This window comes from Rhodopseudomonas sp. BR0M22 (genome assembly GCF_010907035.1).
Taxonomy (GTDB): Bacteria; Pseudomonadota; Alphaproteobacteria; order Rhizobiales; family Xanthobacteraceae; genus Rhodopseudomonas.
Genome location: NZ_QUMK01000015.1, coordinates 14068 through 32086 on the forward strand (window position 1 = coordinate 14068; position 18019 = coordinate 32086).

At 66.1% G+C, this 18019-nt stretch carries 16 protein-coding genes; 11 read left to right on the forward strand and 5 right to left on the reverse strand.

Going from position 1 to position 18019, the window contains the following annotated elements; genetic code table 11:
• Window positions 1-27: 27 nt before the first annotated feature.
• Window positions 28-2094 (reverse strand): carbohydrate porin, encoded by a 2067-nt coding sequence (locus DY468_RS06770; protein ID WP_205512090.1) that lies wholly within the window; start codon window positions 2092-2094, stop codon window positions 28-30.
• 371 nt (window positions 2095-2465) lie between these two features.
• Window positions 2466-3278: a creatininase family protein gene (locus tag DY468_RS06775; RefSeq protein ID WP_164603597.1), complete on the reverse strand. Its 813-nt coding sequence runs from the start codon at window positions 3276-3278 to the stop codon at window positions 2466-2468.
• Window positions 3279-3407: 129 nt separating this feature from the next.
• Between DY468_RS06775 and DY468_RS06780 the strand changes: the two genes are divergently transcribed.
• From DY468_RS06780 to DY468_RS06800, 5 genes are read left to right on the forward strand one after another with little or no spacing between them, the layout of a single operon-like run.
• Window positions 3408-4544: an ABC transporter substrate-binding protein gene (locus tag DY468_RS06780; RefSeq protein ID WP_164603598.1), complete on the forward strand. Its 1137-nt coding sequence runs from the start codon at window positions 3408-3410 to the stop codon at window positions 4542-4544.
• An 8-nt stretch (window positions 4545-4552) separates the two neighbouring features.
• Entirely contained in the window at window positions 4553-5383 is an 831-nt protein-coding gene (locus DY468_RS06785) for an ABC transporter ATP-binding protein (RefSeq protein WP_164603599.1), read from the forward strand.
• Window positions 5380-6204 carry an ABC transporter permease gene (locus DY468_RS06790; protein ID WP_164603600.1) on the forward strand — a complete coding sequence of 275 codons (825 nt, stop codon included), beginning with the start codon at window positions 5380-5382 and terminating at the stop codon, window positions 6202-6204. The genes DY468_RS06785 and DY468_RS06790 overlap by 4 nt, the downstream gene beginning before the upstream one ends.
• Complete coding sequence (locus DY468_RS06795) at window positions 6204-7190, forward strand: 2-hydroxyacid dehydrogenase (RefSeq protein WP_164603601.1); 987 nt, start codon at window positions 6204-6206, stop codon at window positions 7188-7190. Before DY468_RS06790 ends, DY468_RS06795 begins: the two co-directional genes overlap by 1 nt.
• Window positions 7191-7192: 2 nt before the next feature.
• The gene (locus DY468_RS06800) at window positions 7193-7876 is read left to right on the forward strand and encodes a protease inhibitor Inh/omp19 family protein (protein WP_164603602.1); all 684 of its coding nucleotides are present in this window, start codon (window positions 7193-7195) and stop codon (window positions 7874-7876) included.
• A 98-nt stretch (window positions 7877-7974) separates the two neighbouring features.
• On the opposite strand, the gene DY468_RS06805 is transcribed toward DY468_RS06800, so the two are convergent.
• Window positions 7975-9468 (reverse strand): NAD-dependent succinate-semialdehyde dehydrogenase, encoded by a 1494-nt coding sequence (locus DY468_RS06805; protein WP_164603604.1) that lies wholly within the window; start codon window positions 9466-9468, stop codon window positions 7975-7977.
• A gap of 161 nt (window positions 9469-9629) precedes the next feature.
• Window positions 9630-9959: a hypothetical protein gene (locus DY468_RS06810; protein ID WP_164603606.1), complete on the reverse strand. Its 330-nt coding sequence runs from the start codon at window positions 9957-9959 to the stop codon at window positions 9630-9632.
• Between the two features lie 240 nt (window positions 9960-10199).
• On the opposite strand from DY468_RS06810, the gene DY468_RS06815 reads away from it, so the two are divergent.
• Together DY468_RS06815 and DY468_RS06820 are read left to right on the forward strand one after the other, a co-directional pair.
• Window positions 10200-11387 carry a serine hydrolase domain-containing protein gene (locus DY468_RS06815; protein ID WP_164603608.1) on the forward strand — a complete coding sequence of 396 codons (1188 nt, stop codon included), beginning with the start codon at window positions 10200-10202 and terminating at the stop codon, window positions 11385-11387.
• A gap of 131 nt (window positions 11388-11518) precedes the next feature.
• The gene (locus DY468_RS06820) at window positions 11519-13213 is read left to right on the forward strand and encodes an AMP-binding protein (protein ID WP_164603609.1); all 1695 of its coding nucleotides are present in this window, start codon (window positions 11519-11521) and stop codon (window positions 13211-13213) included.
• Window positions 13214-13374: 161 nt separating this feature from the next.
• On the opposite strand, the gene DY468_RS06825 is transcribed toward DY468_RS06820, so the two are convergent.
• Window positions 13375-14376, reverse strand: coding sequence for an adenosine kinase (locus tag DY468_RS06825; RefSeq protein WP_164603611.1), 1002 nt, complete (start codon window positions 14374-14376; stop codon window positions 13375-13377).
• 256 nt (window positions 14377-14632) lie between these two features.
• Here DY468_RS06825 and DY468_RS06830 point away from each other — a divergent pair, with 256 nt between their 5' ends.
• The 4 genes from DY468_RS06830 (at window position 14633) to murJ (ending at window position 17971) form a co-directional block, all read left to right on the forward strand.
• On the forward strand, window positions 14633-15502 hold the full coding sequence (locus DY468_RS06830) for a helix-turn-helix domain-containing protein (RefSeq protein ID WP_164603613.1): 870 nt from the start codon (window positions 14633-14635) through the stop codon (window positions 15500-15502).
• A 69-nt stretch (window positions 15503-15571) separates the two neighbouring features.
• The gene (locus DY468_RS06835) at window positions 15572-15991 is read left to right on the forward strand and encodes a VOC family protein (protein WP_164603616.1); all 420 of its coding nucleotides are present in this window, start codon (window positions 15572-15574) and stop codon (window positions 15989-15991) included.
• Window positions 15992-16013: 22 nt separating this feature from the next.
• Window positions 16014-16334 carry an MmcQ/YjbR family DNA-binding protein gene (locus tag DY468_RS06840; protein WP_164603618.1) on the forward strand — a complete coding sequence of 107 codons (321 nt, stop codon included), beginning with the start codon at window positions 16014-16016 and terminating at the stop codon, window positions 16332-16334.
• Between the two features lie 80 nt (window positions 16335-16414).
• A complete protein-coding gene (gene murJ, locus DY468_RS06845) occupies window positions 16415-17971 on the forward strand; it encodes a murein biosynthesis integral membrane protein MurJ (RefSeq protein ID WP_164603620.1) in 1557 nt (518 codons plus the stop codon).
• The last annotated feature ends 48 nt before the right edge of the window (window positions 17972-18019 follow it).

The window sequence follows — 18019 nt, forward strand, 5'->3', positions numbered from 1 at the left end:
TCGCTCTCGAGTGCGGCCGGGGATGCGTCAGAACTCCCCGTGCACCCGGCCCGAAAACACCGACACCGGGCCGCGGTCGGCGTTGTAGGCGGGGTTGGCGATCAGCTGATAGTCGGCGGTCGCGGTCCACGACGAGTTGAGCGCCAGCGCATAGTAGCTTTCGAACACCCGCTCGCGGCGATAGTTCAGCGCGCCGTCGCCAATCAGCGGGCCGAGCCCGCCTGCGGCGAGGAAATCGCGGTGATCGCGCGACAACCCGTTGAGCGCGCCGGCGATGCCGATCACGTCGTCCGGGCGGCCCCAGCGCTGGCCGCGGATCGACACGCCGCCCGACAGGCTGCTGTCGATATCGGTGAACGCCATGATCTCGTTCTTGCCGTCGTTCCAGCTCCAGCGGCCGAACACGCCAATGTCGTCGGTGACCGCCTGCTCCAGGTTGAGCGCGTAGCCGTACTTGATCCGGCCGCGGCGGGTCTGGGTGATGTCGAGGTTCAGCGACGGATCGTTCAGCGTCTCGCGATAGCTGCCCGAATAGGTGCTGTTGATGAAGCCCAGCGTGCGCAGCTTGCCGGGAAGGCCGAACAGCGAATAGCGGGTCTCGAGCTCGGCGACGTATTCGCCGCGCTTGAGCAGCTTCATGTCGTAATTGTTGGAATTGGATTCGGCGTCGACCAGGAAGTAACCGGCGCGGATCGCCCATTGTTTCTGGTTGAGTTCGGCGGTGGCGCCGTAGCCGAGGCCGAGCTTGTCGGCGGCGTAGTCGAACGCGCCCGAGGCCCAGATCGACCAGTTCATGAAATCGCGGCGGGGATCATGCGCGTAGGAGTTGCCGTCGAACACGTCGATGACGCTGAAGCGGCCGACCTGCAGCGTCAGCCGCGAGATATCGGCCTTGCCGGAGAGCTGCGAGCCGCTCGACGCGAGCTGCTCCTGCTCGCCGCCGAGCCCGAAGGTCTGGCGCAGATAGAACCGCGACGGGCTGAAATGCGGATAGGCGAAGCCCGATTTCTGCGCTTCGCCGTTCGGAAAGCCGCCGGCGCCGACCGTGTCGCTGAGCCCGTAGCCCTGCAGGAACTCCGGGTTGAAATAGAACTCGCCGCCGTCCCACAGCCGGACATTGACGAACAGGCTGGTGCTCCAGGTGTTTTTGAACTGCGCGCCGGGAAACAGGCTGTTGGTGCCGCTGTAGGGCGCCCGGAACGACGGATAGCCCTGCCCGATGAACGTGGTCTGGCCGTGGATCTCCCAGCGATCGGACTCCGGATCGGCGACGGCCGCCAGCGGCGTCGAGCCAGCGCCGGTGCCGGCACCGAACCAGTCGATCTTGCGGTTCACGCCGACCCGGACGGTCTGCAGATTCAGCGACGTCGCGTAATTCGCTCCGGTCGGCAGGGCGACGGTGGCGTTCTGATACTGGCTGTAGAGATATTCGATCTTGGCGCTCCAGTTCGGCGTGAAGCCGTATTCGATGCCGGCGCCCGCCGCCCAGCCGATCCGCGCGTTCATCACGCGGCCGACGTCGGGGTCGGTCAGATAGCGCTCGTGCTCGAAGGCGAGGCCGCCGGTGACGTAACCGAGCCATCGGCCGGCGATGACGCCGAACCGGGCACGGACCGTGCCGTAATAGTCGAGATGCTGCAGCGTATCGGCGGTGCCGTTGTCGAACTCCGACAGCACCGCGTTCTGCGGCAGATAGCTCGGAAACGAGATGTCGGCTTCGACGCCGAGCAGCAGGTTCGATCCGGTGACGAAATTATAGCCCGCCTGCGCGCCCGCGGTGACGCCTCCGGCGCCGTTGCTGTTCTGCGCGGTCGAGGTCGCATCCTGCAGCGTCGCGCCGGCGTGGCCGCGGACGTATCCCGCATGGGCACCGACATAGAACCCGCTCCAATCGTGAGCCGGGTCCGGCCGCTGCTTGCCGATGCCGCCCGCGGCTGCGGCCTGCGGCAGCAGCAGCGCGCCGGCCGCCACGCCGGCGATGAGCGCCGTAGCGGAGCGACGCCGGGAGACACGAACGTAAGGCGTGCCGCTCTCACGCGACACCAAGCAGGAGCGAACCGAAGTCGGGCGGGTGGGGCGTCGTCGAACAGTCATCAAGCTCACCTGGAACGCGTGCGATTGCGCGACGTTTCGTCGCGCCCGATCACCCGAAGGCATCCGACGAGCGTTCGCAAGCTGACGAAAGTCGGAAGCGTTGTCAGCACCTTGGGGCCCGTGACCCGCAAAAGCGCCCTCCAGCGCACACAACTCGACACGCGCCCCCCGCGACAGCGCCAGTCTGGAATTCCTCCAAGTCCAGAGCTCGCGGTAATTCACTGCCGTCCCGCCAGGTGCGCCGCCAAAGGCAGGCGCCTGACGGCAAAAAGCCGAGCGGTATCAGAGACGGACGGGCCACCTGGAGACAGGAGGTGAAGCACGCTCGCCCCGGTTTCGGGACGGCAGCGATACGGCTGGAGGAGTACCGCTCAAGCCGAAGGCGTGGTCGCCAGCGCGGCGAGATCGAAACGGTGGACGTCGTCCAGCAGCTCGCAGAATGCGCCCGCGCCGTAATCGAGCAACAGCCGCCCCTTCTCGGCGGTCGCCGCGGAGGCGTCGCCGATGGCTCCGCTCGGATGCAGGTCCTCGGCGGCCCAGGCGAACGGCGCCGGACGCTGTGCCGACAGCCGGCGGTAGGTCTGCTCCATCGCCACGCTGGCAGGCTGAAAGTCGGCGATCCTATCGACCCGGACCAGTTCCGGCACATGCGCCAGCATGATCGAGGTCTCGGTCGCACCGCCATGGATGCCGTGGCGCAACTCATCGGCGGCGAACAGACCGTCGGGCAAACCGAACCGCGCCCAACCGGTGGTCACCACCAGCATCCGGTGCCGGGCGCGCAGCTCCTGCGCCACCAGGCCCATCGCGGCGCTGTTGCCGCCGTGACTTGTCACCATCACCAGCTTGCGCACCCCCGCCCGTGCGACGCTGTCACCGATCTCGGTCCACAGCTTCAGCGCGCTCTCGGTCGACAGCGTCAGCGTGCCCGGAAACGACAGATGCTCGGTCGACAGGCCGATTGCCTGCACCGGCAGGAAGGTGGCGGGGATGTCGGCCGGCAACCGCTCTCGCACCCGCGCCAAATAGGCTTCCGCAATGGTGACGTCGGTCGACAGCGGCAGATGCGGCCCGTGCTGCTCTGTCGCGGCGAGCGGCAACACCGCGATCCAGCGCGACGGATCAGCGCCGGCGATCTCCGGCCAGTAAATCGCGCTCCAGTCGCGAGGCGGCAGCTTGGTCATCGGCGAAATGCGGGGTGACGGAGAAGTGGTTCAAATGCCGGCATTGTTTCGCTATCAATCCTGAAACGCTCGAATCCGCGCCGCCCTGATGCCGCCATCATGGGCCAAAATGAACGACGGAGTCCAACCATGAGCCCCGCTTTCCTGCTGCGAGCGTTAACCGGGGTGCTGCTGGCCGTCGCACTGGCGTCCCCCGTCCACGCCTCCGGCCATGGGGCGGAAAAGCCCGCAGCCGAAAAGCCGCCGGAACCGCCGCCGCGCCCGCCGATGCCCAAGAAGCCGCCGCCGCCGAAGGTGCAGCCGGTGCGCAAGGTGCCGGAAGGCGGGCTCGACAAGGTCTCGTTCGGCACCAACTGGGTGGCCGAAGCCGAACACGGTGGCTTCTTTCAGGCGGTCGCCGACGGCACCTACAAGGCCTACGGCCTCGATGTCAGCATCGTGCCGGGCGGTCCGAACGTCAACAATCGTGCACTGCTGATCGCCGGCAAGCTCGACTTCTTCATGACGGCCAACACGCTGCAATCGTTCGACGCGGTGGCCAACAATGTGCCGGTGGTGGCGATCGCCGCGATCTTCCAGAAAGACCCGCAGGTGTTCCTGTCGCACCCGGAGTCGAAGGTCGAGACGTTGGACGATTTGAAGCCGCTGACGCTGTTCGTCTCAAAGGAAGGCATCGCCAGCTACTTCCAGTGGCTGAAGTCCGAATACGGCTTCAGCGAAGCCAAGGTGAAGCCCTACACCTTCAACCCGCAGCCGTTCATCATCGATCGCCGCAGCGCGATGCAGGGCTACGTCACCTCCGAACCATTCACCGTCGAGCAGGCCGCCAAGTTCAAGCCGAACGTCCTGCTGCTGGCCGATTACGGGCTCAACGGCTACTCGACGCTGATCGAAACCCGCCGCGATATGATCGACAAGAACCCCGAGATGATCCAGCGCTTCGTCGATGCCTCGATCGTCGGCTGGTATCACTATTTGTACGGCGACAATTCCGCCGGCAATGCGATGATCAAGAAGCTCAATCCGGAAATGACCGACGCCATGCTGGCGTATTCGGTCGACAAGATGAAGCAATACGGCATCGTGGATTCCGGCGACGCCACCAAGAACGGTATCGGCGCGATGAACGACGACCGCTATGCTTCGTTCTTCGACAAGATGGCGCGCGCCGGCGTGGTGCAACGCGGGCTGGATTTCCGCAAATCCTACACGCTGCAGTTCATCAACAAGGGCGTCGGCGTCGACCTGCGTCCGACGCAGCAATAGCCGGCCACATGGCCACGTCGCCGCGACCGTCCGCTGCGGATGCCGACGCCACCGGGCCGGCGATCGAACTGCGCGGCGTCACCAAGACCTACCGCACCGGCACGCTGGCGCTCGGCCCGGTCGATCTCGACATCGACCGCGGCGAGTTCGTGTCGCTGCTCGGCCCATCCGGATGCGGCAAGTCGACAGCGCTGCGGATGATCGCCGGACTCGCAGCCCCCTCTTCGGGGCGGATCGAGGTCGGCACCGCATCGCCGCGGGGCCGCGGCGAACATCCGATCAGCTTCGTGTTTCAGGAGCCGACGCTGATGCCGTGGGCGAGCATCCGCCACAACGTCGCGTTGCCGCTGAAGCTGGCACATGTCGCCAGCGCCGAAATCGCCCGCCGGGTCGACGACGTGCTGGCGCGGGTCGACCTGTCCGAATTCGCCGAGGCGTTTCCGCGCGAACTGTCCGGCGGGATGAAGATGCGGACCTCGCTGGCGCGTGCGCTGGTGACGCGGCCGGACATTCTGCTGATGGACGAACCGTTCGCCGCGCTCGACGAAATCACACGCTTCCGCATCAACGACGATCTGCTGGAGCTGTGGCGCGAGCTGCAGATGACCGTGGTGTTCGTCACCCATTCGGTGTTCGAGTCGGTGTATCTGTCGCAGCGCGTGGTGGTGATGACGCCGCGCCCAGGACGGATCGCGGCCACCTTCGATATCGACGCGCCGAAGGAGCGAGGCGAGGAGTTCCGGCTCTCGGCCGATTATGCGGCGCAGTGCCGGGAGGTTTCACGGGCGCTGGCGTCGGCCAGCGAAGGCGCCCTCTCCACCCGCGAGGCACAAGCATGAGCGCCCTGCCTGCCTCGCGTGACGACGCGTCACCTCTGAGCGCCCGCGCCGGGCTGCGTGTCGCGCTCCCGATCGTCGTCCTGATCGCCGCGATCGTCGCGTGGGATCTGGTGGTGCGGCTCAATCAGATCCCGCCTTATGTGCTGCCGGGACCGCTCCTGGTCGCTTCGACGCTGATCCAGGACTGGCCGGTGCTGTTCGGCTCGCTGCTGACAACGCTATGGACCACGCTGGAAGGCTTCGTCGCCGCCGCGGTCGGCGGCATCGCGCTGGCGCTGCTGTTCAACCAGTCGCGGCTGCTCGAATACTCGCTGTTTCCCTATGCGGTGGTGCTGCAGGTGACGCCGGTGATCGCGATCGCGCCGCTGCTGCTGATCTACCTGCCGCAGGAAACCGCGGTGATCGTCTGCGCCTGGATCGTCGCGTTCTTTCCGGTGCTGTCCAACACCACGCTCGGCCTCAACTCGGTCGACCGCAATCTTACCGGGCTGTTCCGGCTGTACGGCGCCTCGCGCTGGCAGACGCTGCTGCGGCTGAAGTTGCCGGCGGCGCTGCCTTACATCCTCGGTGGCCTGCGCATCGCCGGCGGATTGTCGCTGATCGGCGCCGTGGTGGCCGAGATCGCGGCGGGCTCGGCCGGCGCCGGCTCCGGGCTCGCGTACCGGATTGCCGAATCCGGATACCGGCTCAACATTCCGCGGATGTTCGCCGCATTGCTGTTGCTATCGACGGCGGGCATTGTGATCTATCTGCTGCTGGCGCTGCTGTCGCATCTGCTGCTGCGGCGCTGGCACGAAAGCGCGTTGGGAAAGGATAATTGATGCCGGGGGAAACGGGCGCGTCCGAGCTGATCGATCTGTTGATCTATGGCCCGCGCAAACAGGTGATCGATGACGGCTTTCCGGACGGCTATGCGCTGCACCGATGCGAGCGCGCGAACGACCTGGAAAGCCTGAGCGACGACGTCCGTGGCCGCATCCGCGGCATCGCCGTCACCGGCCTGGTGCCGACCGGCGCCGCCATGCTGGAGCGCTTTCCGAAACTCGAGATCGTATCGAGCTTCGGCGTCGGCTACGACCATGTCGACGCCGCCTGGGCGGCCCAGCACGGCGTGATCGTCACCAACACCCCCGACGTTCTCACCGAGGAAGTCGCCGATACTGCGCTGGGGCTGCTGATCGCCACCTTGCGCGAGTTCATCCGCGCCGACAAATACGTCCGTGACGGCCTATGGCAAACGCAGGATTATCCGCTCAGCACCGGGTCGCTGCGGGACCGCAAGGTCGGCATGGTCGGGATGGGGCGGATCGGCCAGGCGATCGCCCGCCGGCTCGACGCCTCGCTGGTGCCGGTGGTGTATCACTCGCGCAATCCGGCGCCCGGCGTCGCCTACCAGCACTATCCGAACCTGATCGAGATGGCCAAGGAGGTCGACACCCTGGTGGTGATCACGCCGGGCGGCCCCACCACTGCCAAGCTGATCAACGCCGAGGTGCTCGATGCGCTGGGGCCGCGCGGCGTGGTGATCAACGTCGCACGCGGCTCGGTGATCGACGAAGCCGCACTGATCGCCGCACTGAAATCCGGCAGGACCCTCGCCGCCGGCCTCGACGTATTTGCGACCGAACCGAACGTTCCGGAAGAGCTGCGAACGATGGCGAATGTCGTCCTGCTGCCGCATATCGGCTCGGCCTCGGTGGTGACGCGCAACGCCATGAATCAGCTCGTCGTCGATAATCTGAAGGCTTGGTTCTCAGGCCGGCCGCCGCTGACGCCGGTGGCCGAAACACCGGTGAAAGGCCGCTGACCATGTGGCGCGCGTTCGGCATAGCGATCCTGGCGGCGCTGCTGGCGACCGCCGCGGCAGCACAGGACGCAGCCACGATGAAGAAGGACATGGTCGGCCAGTGGGAGCTGTCGACCACCGAACGCAGCAAGACCTGCGTCGTCACGCTGTCGTCCGAGCCGGCGCCCCAGGGGCTGAAACTGACGCTGGAGCCCGACTGCGCCAATTCCCTGCCCTTCACCAAGGCGATCGCAGCCTGGGACGTCAAAGGGCTCGACATCCTGAGGTTCGAGACCGCCGAAGGCGGCTTGGTGATCGACTTCACCGAGGTCGAAAGCGGCATCTTCGAAGGCCACCGCGACGGCGAAGGAATCTACATCCTGCAGAATCTGGTGGCGGCCCGGTCGCTCGCCAAATCGATGGAGCAGATGATCGGCGACTGGACCATGGTGCGCGGCAACGGTCGCCAGGTCTGCGGACTGACCTTGACCAATACCGAAGCCGGCCCCGATAACTTCCAGGCATTCCTGAAACCGCGCTGCGACCCGCAGGTGGTCAGTTTCGGACCGACGATGTGGCGGCTCGAACACGGCGCGATGCTGTTGGTCGCGCCGAACGGAGCTACCTGGCGGTTCGAGGCGGACGACAATGCGCAATGGCGCAGGGTGCCCGACAGCACCGACCCGCTGATCATGCTGCGGCAGTGATCTCTTCGGATGCTGGCGATGCTTTCAGTGCGTAACAATCCCCGCTGACTGCCGGCGGCGGTCACGCCGCCGGAGCCGTCCGCATCAACCGGTGCGCCTCAGATCCCTGCCATCATCACGTATTTGATCTCGACATATTCTTCGATGCCGTGATGCGAGCCTTCGCGGCCGAGGCCGGATTCCTTGACGCCGCCGAACGGGGCGACTTCGGTGGTGATCAGGCCGGTGTTGACGCCGACCATGCCCGACTCCAGCGCCTCGGCAACGCGCCAGACGCGGCCCAAATCGCGGGCGTAGAAATAGCTGGCGAGGCCGAACGGCGAGGCGTTAGCGAGCTTGATGACTGCGGCCTCGTCCTTGAAGCGGAACACCGGCGCCAGCGGGCCGAAGGTTTCTTCATGCGCCACCAGGGCGTCGGGCCTGACATCCGCCAGCACGGTCGGCTCGAAGAAGGTGCCGCCGAGCGCGTGGCGCTTGCCGCCGGTGATCACCTTGGCGCCGTTCGCCAGCGCGTCCGCAATGTGCCGCTCGGTCTTCTCGACGGCGGCGTCGTTGATCAGCGGCCCTTGGGTCACGCCCTGCTCGGTGCCGTTGCCGACCTTCATCGCCTTGACCTTGGCGGCGAGCTTCTCGACGAAGGCGTCATAGACGCCGTCCTGCACGTAGAGCCGATTGGCGCAGACGCAGGTCTGGCCCATGTTGCGATATTTCGACACCATCGCGCCGTCGACCGCGGCGTCGATATCGGCATCGTCGAACACGATGAACGGCGCATTACCGCCGAGTTCGAGACCGAGCTTCTTCACCCCGGCGGCGGACTGCTTGTAGAGAATCTTGCCGACCTCGGTGGACCCGGTGAAGCCGACGAACCGCACCGCCGGATGCTCGCAGAACACTTTGCCGATCGGCGGCGCATCGCCGGTGACGATGTTGAACACGCCCTTCGGGATGCCGGCCTTCTCGGCCAGCGCCGCCAGCGCCAGCGCCGAGAACGGCGTCTCTTCGGCCGGCTTCAGCACCACGGTGCAGCCGGCCGCAAGTGCCGGCGAGACCTTGCGGGTGATCATCGAGTTCGGAAAATTCCACGGCGTGATCGCGGCGCAGACGCCGATCGGCTGCTTGATGGCGATCAGGCGGGCGTCGGGGCGCTGGGTCGGAATGGTTTCGCCATAGACCCGCCGCGCCTCCTCGGCGAAGAACTCGATATAGGCGGCGCCGATATCGACCTCGCCGAGCGCTTCCGTGAGCGGCTTGCCCTGTTCGCTGGTGAGAATCAGCGCCAGATCCTCGCGATTGGCGATGATCAGTTCGAACCATTTGCGTAGGATATTGGAGCGCTGCTTGGCGGTGAGTTTGGCCCAGGCCGGAAACGCGCGTTCGGCGGCTTCCACCGCGGCAGTTGCTTCGGCAGCGCCGAGGCTCGGGATAAGGCCGATTTCGCCGCCCGTCGCCGGATTGGTGACGGCAATCGACCCGCTGCCGGTCCAGGCGCCGTCGATGTAGCACTGCTCACGCAGCAAGGAGGGGTCGTTCAGACGATCGCGCAGCGCTGCGGATTGAGCGGCAGTACGGGCGGCGGCGGTAGGGGACATCGAAGACTCCGGCGTGGCTGGTGGATCGCAGGCGGGACCACGATGGGCCCCTGTCGCCGGTCAATATAGGAGGAGATCGCTCCGAGCACAGGGCCGGCGCCATCATGCGCCTCCCTCTGCAACAGCATCGCACCTGCGAACGCAGGTGCCCCACAACGAATTCAGGCAGCGCCGGCGATCCAGGTGCTGCGCAGATTGATCATGCGTTCGGCGGCGGTGCGGGCATGAGCCCGGGACGTGGTGGCGCAAACGCGATATTCCAGCTCGGGGAACGGCTGCACCCCGCGCCGACCGAACCAGGACCCGATTCGGCCCGATTTGGCCGAAAGCTGCGCCAGCGCGACCGCGAGATTGTCGACCGCCTCGAATCCGTACAGCGCGCCGGTCTGCGCGTATCGCACTTCATAGATCCCCGGACTGATCGGCGCCTCGATATTGCCGCCGCGGCCGGGCTGCGGATAGCGCTTCCAGTCACTCCAGGTCGGGATCATCTCGGTGCTCCAGGCGAGGGCGTCGCAACTTTGAGTTGGACGTTGGCTGCCGCCGCGAGGTTCAACACTGCGGCGACTTTGTGAACGCCACGCCACCCCGTTCGTTCCCGGCACGAAATCGTCGTCGCTCGCAAATGCGAGACTTTGTCGCTCGACCTCGTTATCGCTTGCGGAGCGGAACCGCTCGGTGAAAAATCCGGCCGCTTTTAGAAACTGCCAGCCAAACAAGGGAGGACGAACATGCAGAGCAGCAACCAGATCGATCAAAGCTTGCGACAGATGAGCGAGCGCGGGGATATCCCCGGCGTGGTGGCGATCGCCGGCAATTCGAAGGAGGTCCTGTATCAGGGCGCGTTCGGCAAGCGCGATCTGTCGAAACCCGAGCAGATGACCACCGACAGCGTGTTCTGGATCGCGTCGATGACCAAGGCGATCACGGCTGCTGCAGCAATGCAGCTCGTCGAGCAAGGCAAGCTGTCGCTTGACGAACCGATCGGCAAGGTGCTGCCCGATCTCGCCGAACCGCTGGTGCTCGACGGATTCGACGCCGACGGTACGCCGAAGACCCGGCCGGCCAAATCTCCGATCACGCTGCGGCAATTGCTCACCCACACCGCCGGCTTCTGCTACGACATGTGGAACGCCGACATGGTGAAGTACATGGAGCGGCACGGCATCCCCGGCATCATCGGCTGCCAGGAAGCCGCGCTGAAGACGCCGCTTGCGTCCGATCCGGGCACGCGCTGGGAGTACGGCATCAACATCGACTTCGCCGGCAAGGCGGTCGAAGCGGCCAGCGGCATGAAGTTGGACGCGTATTTGCGCGATCATCTGTTCGCGCCGCTCGGCATGACCGACATCGGCTTCAAGATCAAAGATGAACAACGGAAGCGGCTGGTCGCGGTGCATGCCCGCGGCGAGGATGGCTCGCTGTCGCCGATCCCGTTCGAGGTCGCGCAGGAACCGGAATTCCACATGGGTGGCGGCGGCCTCTACGGCACCGCGGCGGACTATCTGAAGTTCACCCAGATGATCCTCAACAAGGGCCGCGGCAACGGCAACCAGGTGCTGAAGCCCGAGACCGTGGCGATGATGGGCCAGAACCACATCGGTGATCTCAACGTCACCAAGTTGAATTCGGCGATCGCCTTCGCCACCAACGACGTCGACCTCTATCCCGGCATGACCAAGAAGTGGGGCCTCAGCTTCCTGATCAACACCGAGACGACCCCGGAAGGCCGCAGCCCCAATAGTCTCGCCTGGGCCGGCCTCGCCAACACCTATTTCTGGATTGATCCGGCCCGCGATGTCAGCGGCGTGATCCTGATGCAGGTGCTGCCGTTCGCCGATGCCAAGTGCCTGGAGGCGTTCGCAGCCTTCGAGCAAGGCGTCTATGCCGGCCTCGGCGCCGACCAGCAGGCGGCCTAACAGGCTCTCGCGCCGCCGGCGGGGTCGCAATGCCTCGCCGGCGGCGCTATGCTTCGTGAAAGAGGCGAAAAGCCCGCACGATGGCGACCCGACACTTAGAATGTCCGGGCGATAAGGCGAGGACCAAGGACGTGACCAACTCGACCCCCAGCTATGTCTGCGGCGTCTCCGACGCGCCGCTACTTGGAATCACCATCGGCCAGGCGCTCGACCGCGCGGCGGCGCTATGGCCGGATCGCGAGGCGCTGGTCTCGCCCAGCCATGACACCCGCTGGACGTGGCGTGACTTCGCCGCGCGGGTCGACGCGCTGGCGGCCGGCTTTCTGGCGCTCGGCCTGGAGCACGGCGCCCGCATCGGCATCTGGTCGATGAATCGGCCGGAATGGACGCTGACACAGTTCGCCGCCGCCAAAGCGGGACTGATCCTGGTCACCATCAATCCGGCTTACCGGTTGAGCGAACTGGAATTCGCGCTCGCCAAGGTCGGCTGCGCCGCGCTGGTGACCGCCACGGCGTTCAAGACCTCGCACTACATGGAGATGCTCAACACGCTGATCCCCGAGCTGGCGACCTCGCCGCCCGGTGCGCTGCAATCGGCCAAACTGCCGAAGCTGCGGACCGTGATCCAGATCGGCGGACCGAAGGCGCCGGGGACGATCGCATTCGACGAAGTCGCGGCCATGGGCGGTGCGCGGCACCGCGATCAGATCGCCGCGTTCGCAAGTGAGCTGCAGTTCGACGACGCGGTCAACATTCAGTTCACCAGCGGCACCACCGGTTCGCCCAAAGGCGTGACGCTGACGCATCACAACATCCTCAATAACGGTTACTTCGTCGGCCGCGCGATGAAGCTGACCGAGCAGGATCGCATCTGCATCCCGGTGCCGCTGTATCACTGCTTCGGCATGGTGATGGGCAACCTCGCCTCGGTGACCTCCGGCGCCGCGATGGTGTACCCGGGCGAAGGCTTCGATCCGCTGGTGACGCTGCAGACCGCGTCACGCGAGAAATGCACAGCGCTGTACGGCGTGCCGACGATGTTCATCGCCGAGCTCGATCATCCGGAATTCGCCAGCTTCGATCTGTCGTCACTGCGCACTGGCATCATGGCGGGCGCGCCGTGCCCGGTGGAAGTGATGCGCCGGGTCAACGATGCGATGAACATGCGCGAAGTCACGATCGCCTACGGCATGACCGAGACCAGCCCGGTCAGCTTCCAGAGCGCGGTCGACGATCCGGAAGACCGGCGGGTCTCGACCGTCGGCCGCATTCATCCGCATGTCGAAGTGAAGGTTGTCGATCTCAACGGCAAGGTCGTGCCGCGCGGCCAGCGCGGCGAACTGTGCACCCGCGGCTACAGCGTGATGCTCGGCTATTGGGACGAGGCGGAAAAGACCGCCGACGTGCTCGATGCCGCCGGCTGGATGCACACCGGCGACCTCGCCACCATCGACCAGGAAGGCTTCTGCAACATCGTCGGCCGCATCAAGGACATGGTGATCCGCGGCGGCGAGAACCTGTATCCGCGCGAGATCGAGGAGTTCCTGTATCGCCACCCGAAGATCCAGGACGTCCAGATCTTCGGCGTCGCCGACGACCGCTACGGCGAAGAACTCTGCGCCTGGGTCCGCCCGCGCCCCGGCGAAACGCTGAGCGCCGACGATGTCCGCGCGTTCTGCCAGGGCCAGATCGCCCACAACAAGATCCCGCGCTACATCGAATTCGTCGACGAATTCCCGATGACGGTGACCGGCAAGATCCAGAAGTTCATCATGCGCGAGAAGGTCGAGGCCAAGCTCGGCCTGAAGGCGGCAAAGACGGCGTGAGCTGTCGTTGCAAGTAACAACAAGGACGACGTCATTCCGGGATGCGCGCGACAGCGCGCAGACCCGGAATCCCGACATGTTCTACAAGACGCCGATGCGACAAGCAGGAGATTCCGGGTTCGCGAACTGCGTTCGCGCCCCGGAATGACTCGGGGAGACGCTTAGACCGCCAGCCCGTGCTGCTGCGCCAGTTCCTTCAGCGACACCTGCGGGCGGGCGCCAATGTGCTGGATCACTTCGGCTGCCGCCAGCGCGCCGAGGCGGCCGGCATTTTCGTAGCCGAGATTGCGGACCAGGCCGAACAGGAAGCCGGCCGCGAACAGGTCCCCGGCGCCGGTGGTGTCGACCAGCTGATCGATCGAGGTCGCCGGCACCAAGGTCACGCCATCCTTATCGACCACCGCGCAGCCCTTTTCGCTGCGAGTGACGACGCCGAGCGCGACGTCCTGGGCCAGCAGCGTCAGCGCCGCATCGAAATCCGAGGTCTGGTACAGCGAGTGCAGCTCGGCCTCGTTGGCGAAGATCAGGTCGACGGTCTTGGAGCGCATCAGCTCGAGGAATTCACCGCGGTAGCGGTCGACGCAGAACGCATCCGACAGCGTCAGCGCCACCTTGCGGCCGGCGCCGTGCGCGATCTTGGAGGCCTTCAGGAACGCTTCCTTGGCCTGCGGCGGATCCCACAGATAGCCTTCGAGATAGGTGATGGCCGAGGCGGCGATCTTGGCCTCGTCGATATCGGCCGGCGACAAATCCTGCGCGGCGCCGAGATACGTGTTCATGGTGCGCTGGCCGTCCGGCGTCACCAGGATGTAGGAACAGCCGGTCGCCGGGCCGTCCGTCGCCGGCTTGGTGTCGAAGGTAACGCCCGCGGCGCGGATGTCGTGGGTGTAGAGCTTGCCGATCTGGTCGTCCTTGACCTTGCCGAGATAGGCCGTGCGGGCGCCGAACGAGGCCAGCCCGACGATGGTGTTGGCAGCCGAGCCGCCGGACATTTCGGTGGCCTGGCCCATGTCGGCATAGATCGCCGCGGCGCGGGCTTCGTCGATCAGCGCCATGCCGCCCTTGGCCATGCCGTGCTTGACCAGGAAGTCCTCTTCGGTGCGGACCAGCACGTCGAAGATCGCATTGCCGATGGCGAGAACGTCGTATTGGGCTGAGGTCATCGATATCCGATCCGTTGCGGGAGGTAGACGCGAAGCCGCGTCGTGCGGCTTTGAGGCGCGGCGCGGTCCGGCCTAAAAGGGCGGGCCGGCCTATCATGCCCAGGTCGGCTGCGGCAAGGGGCCCGGACGGCCGAAAAGCTCCGACGAGCCGGCGGCGCAGCATCGGCCGCCCCCCACTCCGGGGGGAGTTCGGTTGCCGATTACCAGCTGCATTGCTACGATGCAGCCTCTGGCCATTTTGGTAGCGGCGCCACCCATGAGCCTCGACCGTTGCACGCACGAGTGCATCCATGACGACGGCATCAACAGCTGGACCATGGCCAGCATCTCGGCCCCTTCGGATATCGCCGATCTCATCCAAGGTTACTGCGATTATCGGGAACACACCGGCGGGTTCACCACACGCCGCGAACTACCGCACGCGGAAGGCGTGTTCATCGTCAATCTCGGCGATCCGATCTCGATTACCGGAGGTGACGGCGCCGTGCTGTCGCTGAAGGCCGGCGAGGCCTTCGTCGCGGGCGCACATCTGCGGCCGGCGCTGTCGCATTCATCCGGTGCACAGGCCGGCGTTCACATCTACCTGCCGCTGGCCACGCTGCGCCGATTGCTCGGAACGCCGATGCACGAGCTGGCCGATCGCGTCGTCGGGCTTGATGCGCTGCTCGGCCGATCGGCCACCGACTTGTGTTGCTCGTTGCAGGACGCCGCCGGGCGTGACGATCGCGTGCGGCGGCTCGACCAGGCTCTGCGCCGGCGCCTGAGGGAGACCGATGCACTGAGCGCTCAGCAGCAACATGCGCTGAGGCTGCTGCGCGTGCGGCCAGACCTCGATATCTCGGCGATCTCCAAGCAGATCGGCTGGAGCCGGAAACATCTGGCCTCGCGCGTCCGCGACGCTGTCGGCGTCGGGCCGCGTTCGTTTCGCAGGCTGTTGCGTTTCCAGACGCTCACCCGCTTGATCGGACGAGATGCCGCGCGTCCGGATTGGGCGCAACTGGCGGTGGAGGCCGGCTATTACGACCAGCCCCACATGATCAATGAGTTCGTCGAATTCAGCGGGCTGACTCCGACCGCTTATCTGGCCCGCTCATTGCCCAATGGCGGCGGCCTTATCGAGGCCTGAGGTACGTTTCGTCCAATCCCCTACCGAGGTTGCGGTCTATCCGGCGTCGGACATTACGGAGGACATCCGATGCGACACGAGATCATTCCCAATCTGCGCTACGCCGATGCACCCCGCGCGATCGAGTTTCTCTGCACCGCATTCGGCTTCGTGCGTCATGCCGTGTACCTCAGCGAGACTGATCCCGGGATCGTGCAGCACGCCCAGCTGGTCTGGGCCGATCGCATGGTGATGATTTCGTCGGCGGTCGATTCGCCCCATGTGCAGGCCGCGCGGATGAAGACCGCCGCCGAGGCGGGCGGCCCGACCATGGGTCTGTATCTGATCGTCGCCGACGTCGACGCCCATGCCGAACGGGCCCGCGCCGCAGGCGCACAGATTATCCGCGAACCAAGGGACGAAGACTACGGCGGCCGTGGCTATTCGGCCAAAGATCCGGAAGGCAACGTCTGGAGCTTCGGCAGCTATGATCCTTGGGCTGATCATTGAGCCGATGGAACGCGCGCCCAAAATGTCCACCAGCCACGACCTTCGCCGCATCGCGCTGTCGCTCCAAGGGACGATCGAGGCACCGCATTTCGATCGCATCGCCTTCAAGGCCCGGCGCATCTATGTGACGCTCGCCAGCGACGGCCGGACGGCGAACTTCAAGTTCACGCCGGAGCAGCAGGAATTCAAATGCCTGACACACCCCGCGGCGTTCTCACCGGTGCCGAACGGCTGGGGCAAGCGCGGGGCAACGACCGCAATCCTGGCGGAGCTCAGCCTCACCGAGCTGGAAGATGCCCTCCGCCTCGCTTGGACTGCCGCCGCGGCAAAGCCGTCCCGCTAGGCTTCGCACCAATGTTTACCAAGCCGCATGAAAGCCCGTTGTCCCAAGCTGATGCGGCTTTCGTCGCGCTATAAGGGCCCATGCTTCGCCCGCTGCTCACCGTTTCTGCCGGAACGCTGTCGTCACGCTTGTTGGGATTTGTTCGCGATGCCCTGGTCGCGGCGCTGCTCGGCGCCGGGGTGGTGGCGGATGCTTTCCTGCTGGCGTTTCAGCTCGTCAACGTGACACGGCGGCTATTGACCGAAGGTGCGCTCAACGCCGCGCTGGTGCCGGCCTGGCTGAAAGTGCGCGAACACAACGGCCCCGTGGCGGCGGCCGCGTTCGCCGGGCGGCTGCTCGGCAGCATCGCGCTGGCGACGCTGCTGCTGGCGATCCTGCTCGGCGTGTTCATGCCGCTGCTGATCGCGGTGCTGGCGCCGGGTTTCGTCGGCCAGCCGGCGCTGCTGATGGCGACCCGTGACGCCCGGCTGATGCTGCCCTATCTGGCGTTCGCCGGCCCGGTCGCGGTGATGATGGGGTTGTTCAACGCGCAGGGCAAAGTCGGCCTCACCGCATTCTCGCCGCTACTCTTCAACGTCTCGCTGATCGTCGTCACCGCGGCGCTGCTGGTCGGCCACGATGATCCCACCACCGCGGCATTGATCCTGTCCGGCACCGTCGGCGTGGCCGGACTGCTGCAGCTCTCGATCCTGGCGGTGAACGGGCGCGGCGAGCGGCTGGCGACGCCGCTGCGCGCCGGCTTCGACGCCGCGATGCGGACGTTCTTCGCCAAGGCGATCCCCGGCATGATCGCCAATTCCGGGCCGCAGCTCCTGATCGTCACCGGCGCGATCATCGCCTCGGCGCAGCCGGCGGCAGTGTCATGGCTGTATTTCGCCAACCGGCTGATCGAGCTGCCGCTCGGCATCGTCGGCGTGGCGATGGGCGCGGTGCTGGTGCCGGAACTGGCGCGCGCGGTGCGGGGAGGCGACGACGCCGCGCTGTCGGAAGCCGCTTCCCGCGGGCTGGAACTGGCGATCGGTGTGGCGCTGCCCGCGACTTTCGGACTGATCGTGCTGGCCGAGCCGATCGTGCGGCTGCTGTTCGAACACGGCGCGTTCAGCGCCGCGGACTCGGCCGCGACCGCGCAGGCGCTGGCGGTACTGGCCGTCGGCCTGCCCGCCCAGGTGCTGGCCAAGAACTGGTCGGCCGCGTTCTTCGCCCGCGAAGACACCCACACGCCGCTCGTGGCGACCCTGATCTCGGTCGCGGTCGCGCTTGCAGCAGCCGTTCTGCTCGGACGGCTGTTTGGGGCTGCGGGCGTTGCGGCTGCGATCAGCCTCGGTGCCTGGAGCAACGCAGCTCTGCTGCTGGCGCGCGGCGTGCAGCGCTTCGGCGTCACGATCAATGCGCCGGCGCGGAGCCGTCTGGTGCTGATCGTGATCGCGGCCTGCGCGATGGGCGGCCTGCTGTGGCTGGCGGTCGGCCTGCTGCACCCGCTGACGGCGGCAGACTCGACTTTGGCCCAAGCCGCGGCGATCGGCGGCCTGATCGCAGGGGGGCTGATCGTCTACGCGGCGGCCTTGATCCTGTTCGGCGTGGTCCGGCCGAATGCGGCGCTCCGCGCGCTGCGGCGACCGCGCGGCTTGCGCGGCTAGCAGAGCTGTGCCACTTCACGGCGCCTCATCCGCACGCTCCAGGACCTG

Bases quoted from the DNA above. Each gene is read 5' to 3' on its own strand.
- DY468_RS06770 (WP_205512090.1), bottom strand. From the start codon at position 2,094: ATGACTGTTCGACGACGCCCCACCCGCCCGACTTCGGTTCGCTCCTGC.
- DY468_RS06775 (WP_164603597.1), bottom strand. From the start codon at position 3,278: ATGACCAAGCTGCCGCCTCGCGACTGGAGCGCGATTTACTGGCCGGAG.
- DY468_RS06780 (WP_164603598.1), top strand. From the start codon at position 3,408: ATGAGCCCCGCTTTCCTGCTGCGAGCGTTAACCGGGGTGCTGCTGGCC.
- DY468_RS06785 (WP_164603599.1), top strand. From the start codon at position 4,553: ATGGCCACGTCGCCGCGACCGTCCGCTGCGGATGCCGACGCCACCGGG.
- DY468_RS06790 (WP_164603600.1), top strand. From the start codon at position 5,380: ATGAGCGCCCTGCCTGCCTCGCGTGACGACGCGTCACCTCTGAGCGCC.
- DY468_RS06795 (WP_164603601.1), top strand. From the start codon at position 6,204: ATGCCGGGGGAAACGGGCGCGTCCGAGCTGATCGATCTGTTGATCTAT.
- DY468_RS06800 (WP_164603602.1), top strand. From the start codon at position 7,193: ATGTGGCGCGCGTTCGGCATAGCGATCCTGGCGGCGCTGCTGGCGACC.
- DY468_RS06805 (WP_164603604.1), bottom strand. From the start codon at position 9,468: ATGTCCCCTACCGCCGCCGCCCGTACTGCCGCTCAATCCGCAGCGCTG.
- DY468_RS06810 (WP_164603606.1), bottom strand. From the start codon at position 9,959: ATGATCCCGACCTGGAGTGACTGGAAGCGCTATCCGCAGCCCGGCCGC.
- DY468_RS06815 (WP_164603608.1), top strand. From the start codon at position 10,200: ATGCAGAGCAGCAACCAGATCGATCAAAGCTTGCGACAGATGAGCGAG.
- DY468_RS06825 (WP_164603611.1), bottom strand. From the start codon at position 14,376: ATGACCTCAGCCCAATACGACGTTCTCGCCATCGGCAATGCGATCTTC.
- DY468_RS06830 (WP_164603613.1), top strand. From the start codon at position 14,633: ATGAGCCTCGACCGTTGCACGCACGAGTGCATCCATGACGACGGCATC.
- DY468_RS06835 (WP_164603616.1), top strand. From the start codon at position 15,572: ATGCGACACGAGATCATTCCCAATCTGCGCTACGCCGATGCACCCCGC.
- DY468_RS06840 (WP_164603618.1), top strand. From the start codon at position 16,014: ATGTCCACCAGCCACGACCTTCGCCGCATCGCGCTGTCGCTCCAAGGG.
- murJ (WP_164603620.1), top strand. From the start codon at position 16,415: ATGCTTCGCCCGCTGCTCACCGTTTCTGCCGGAACGCTGTCGTCACGC.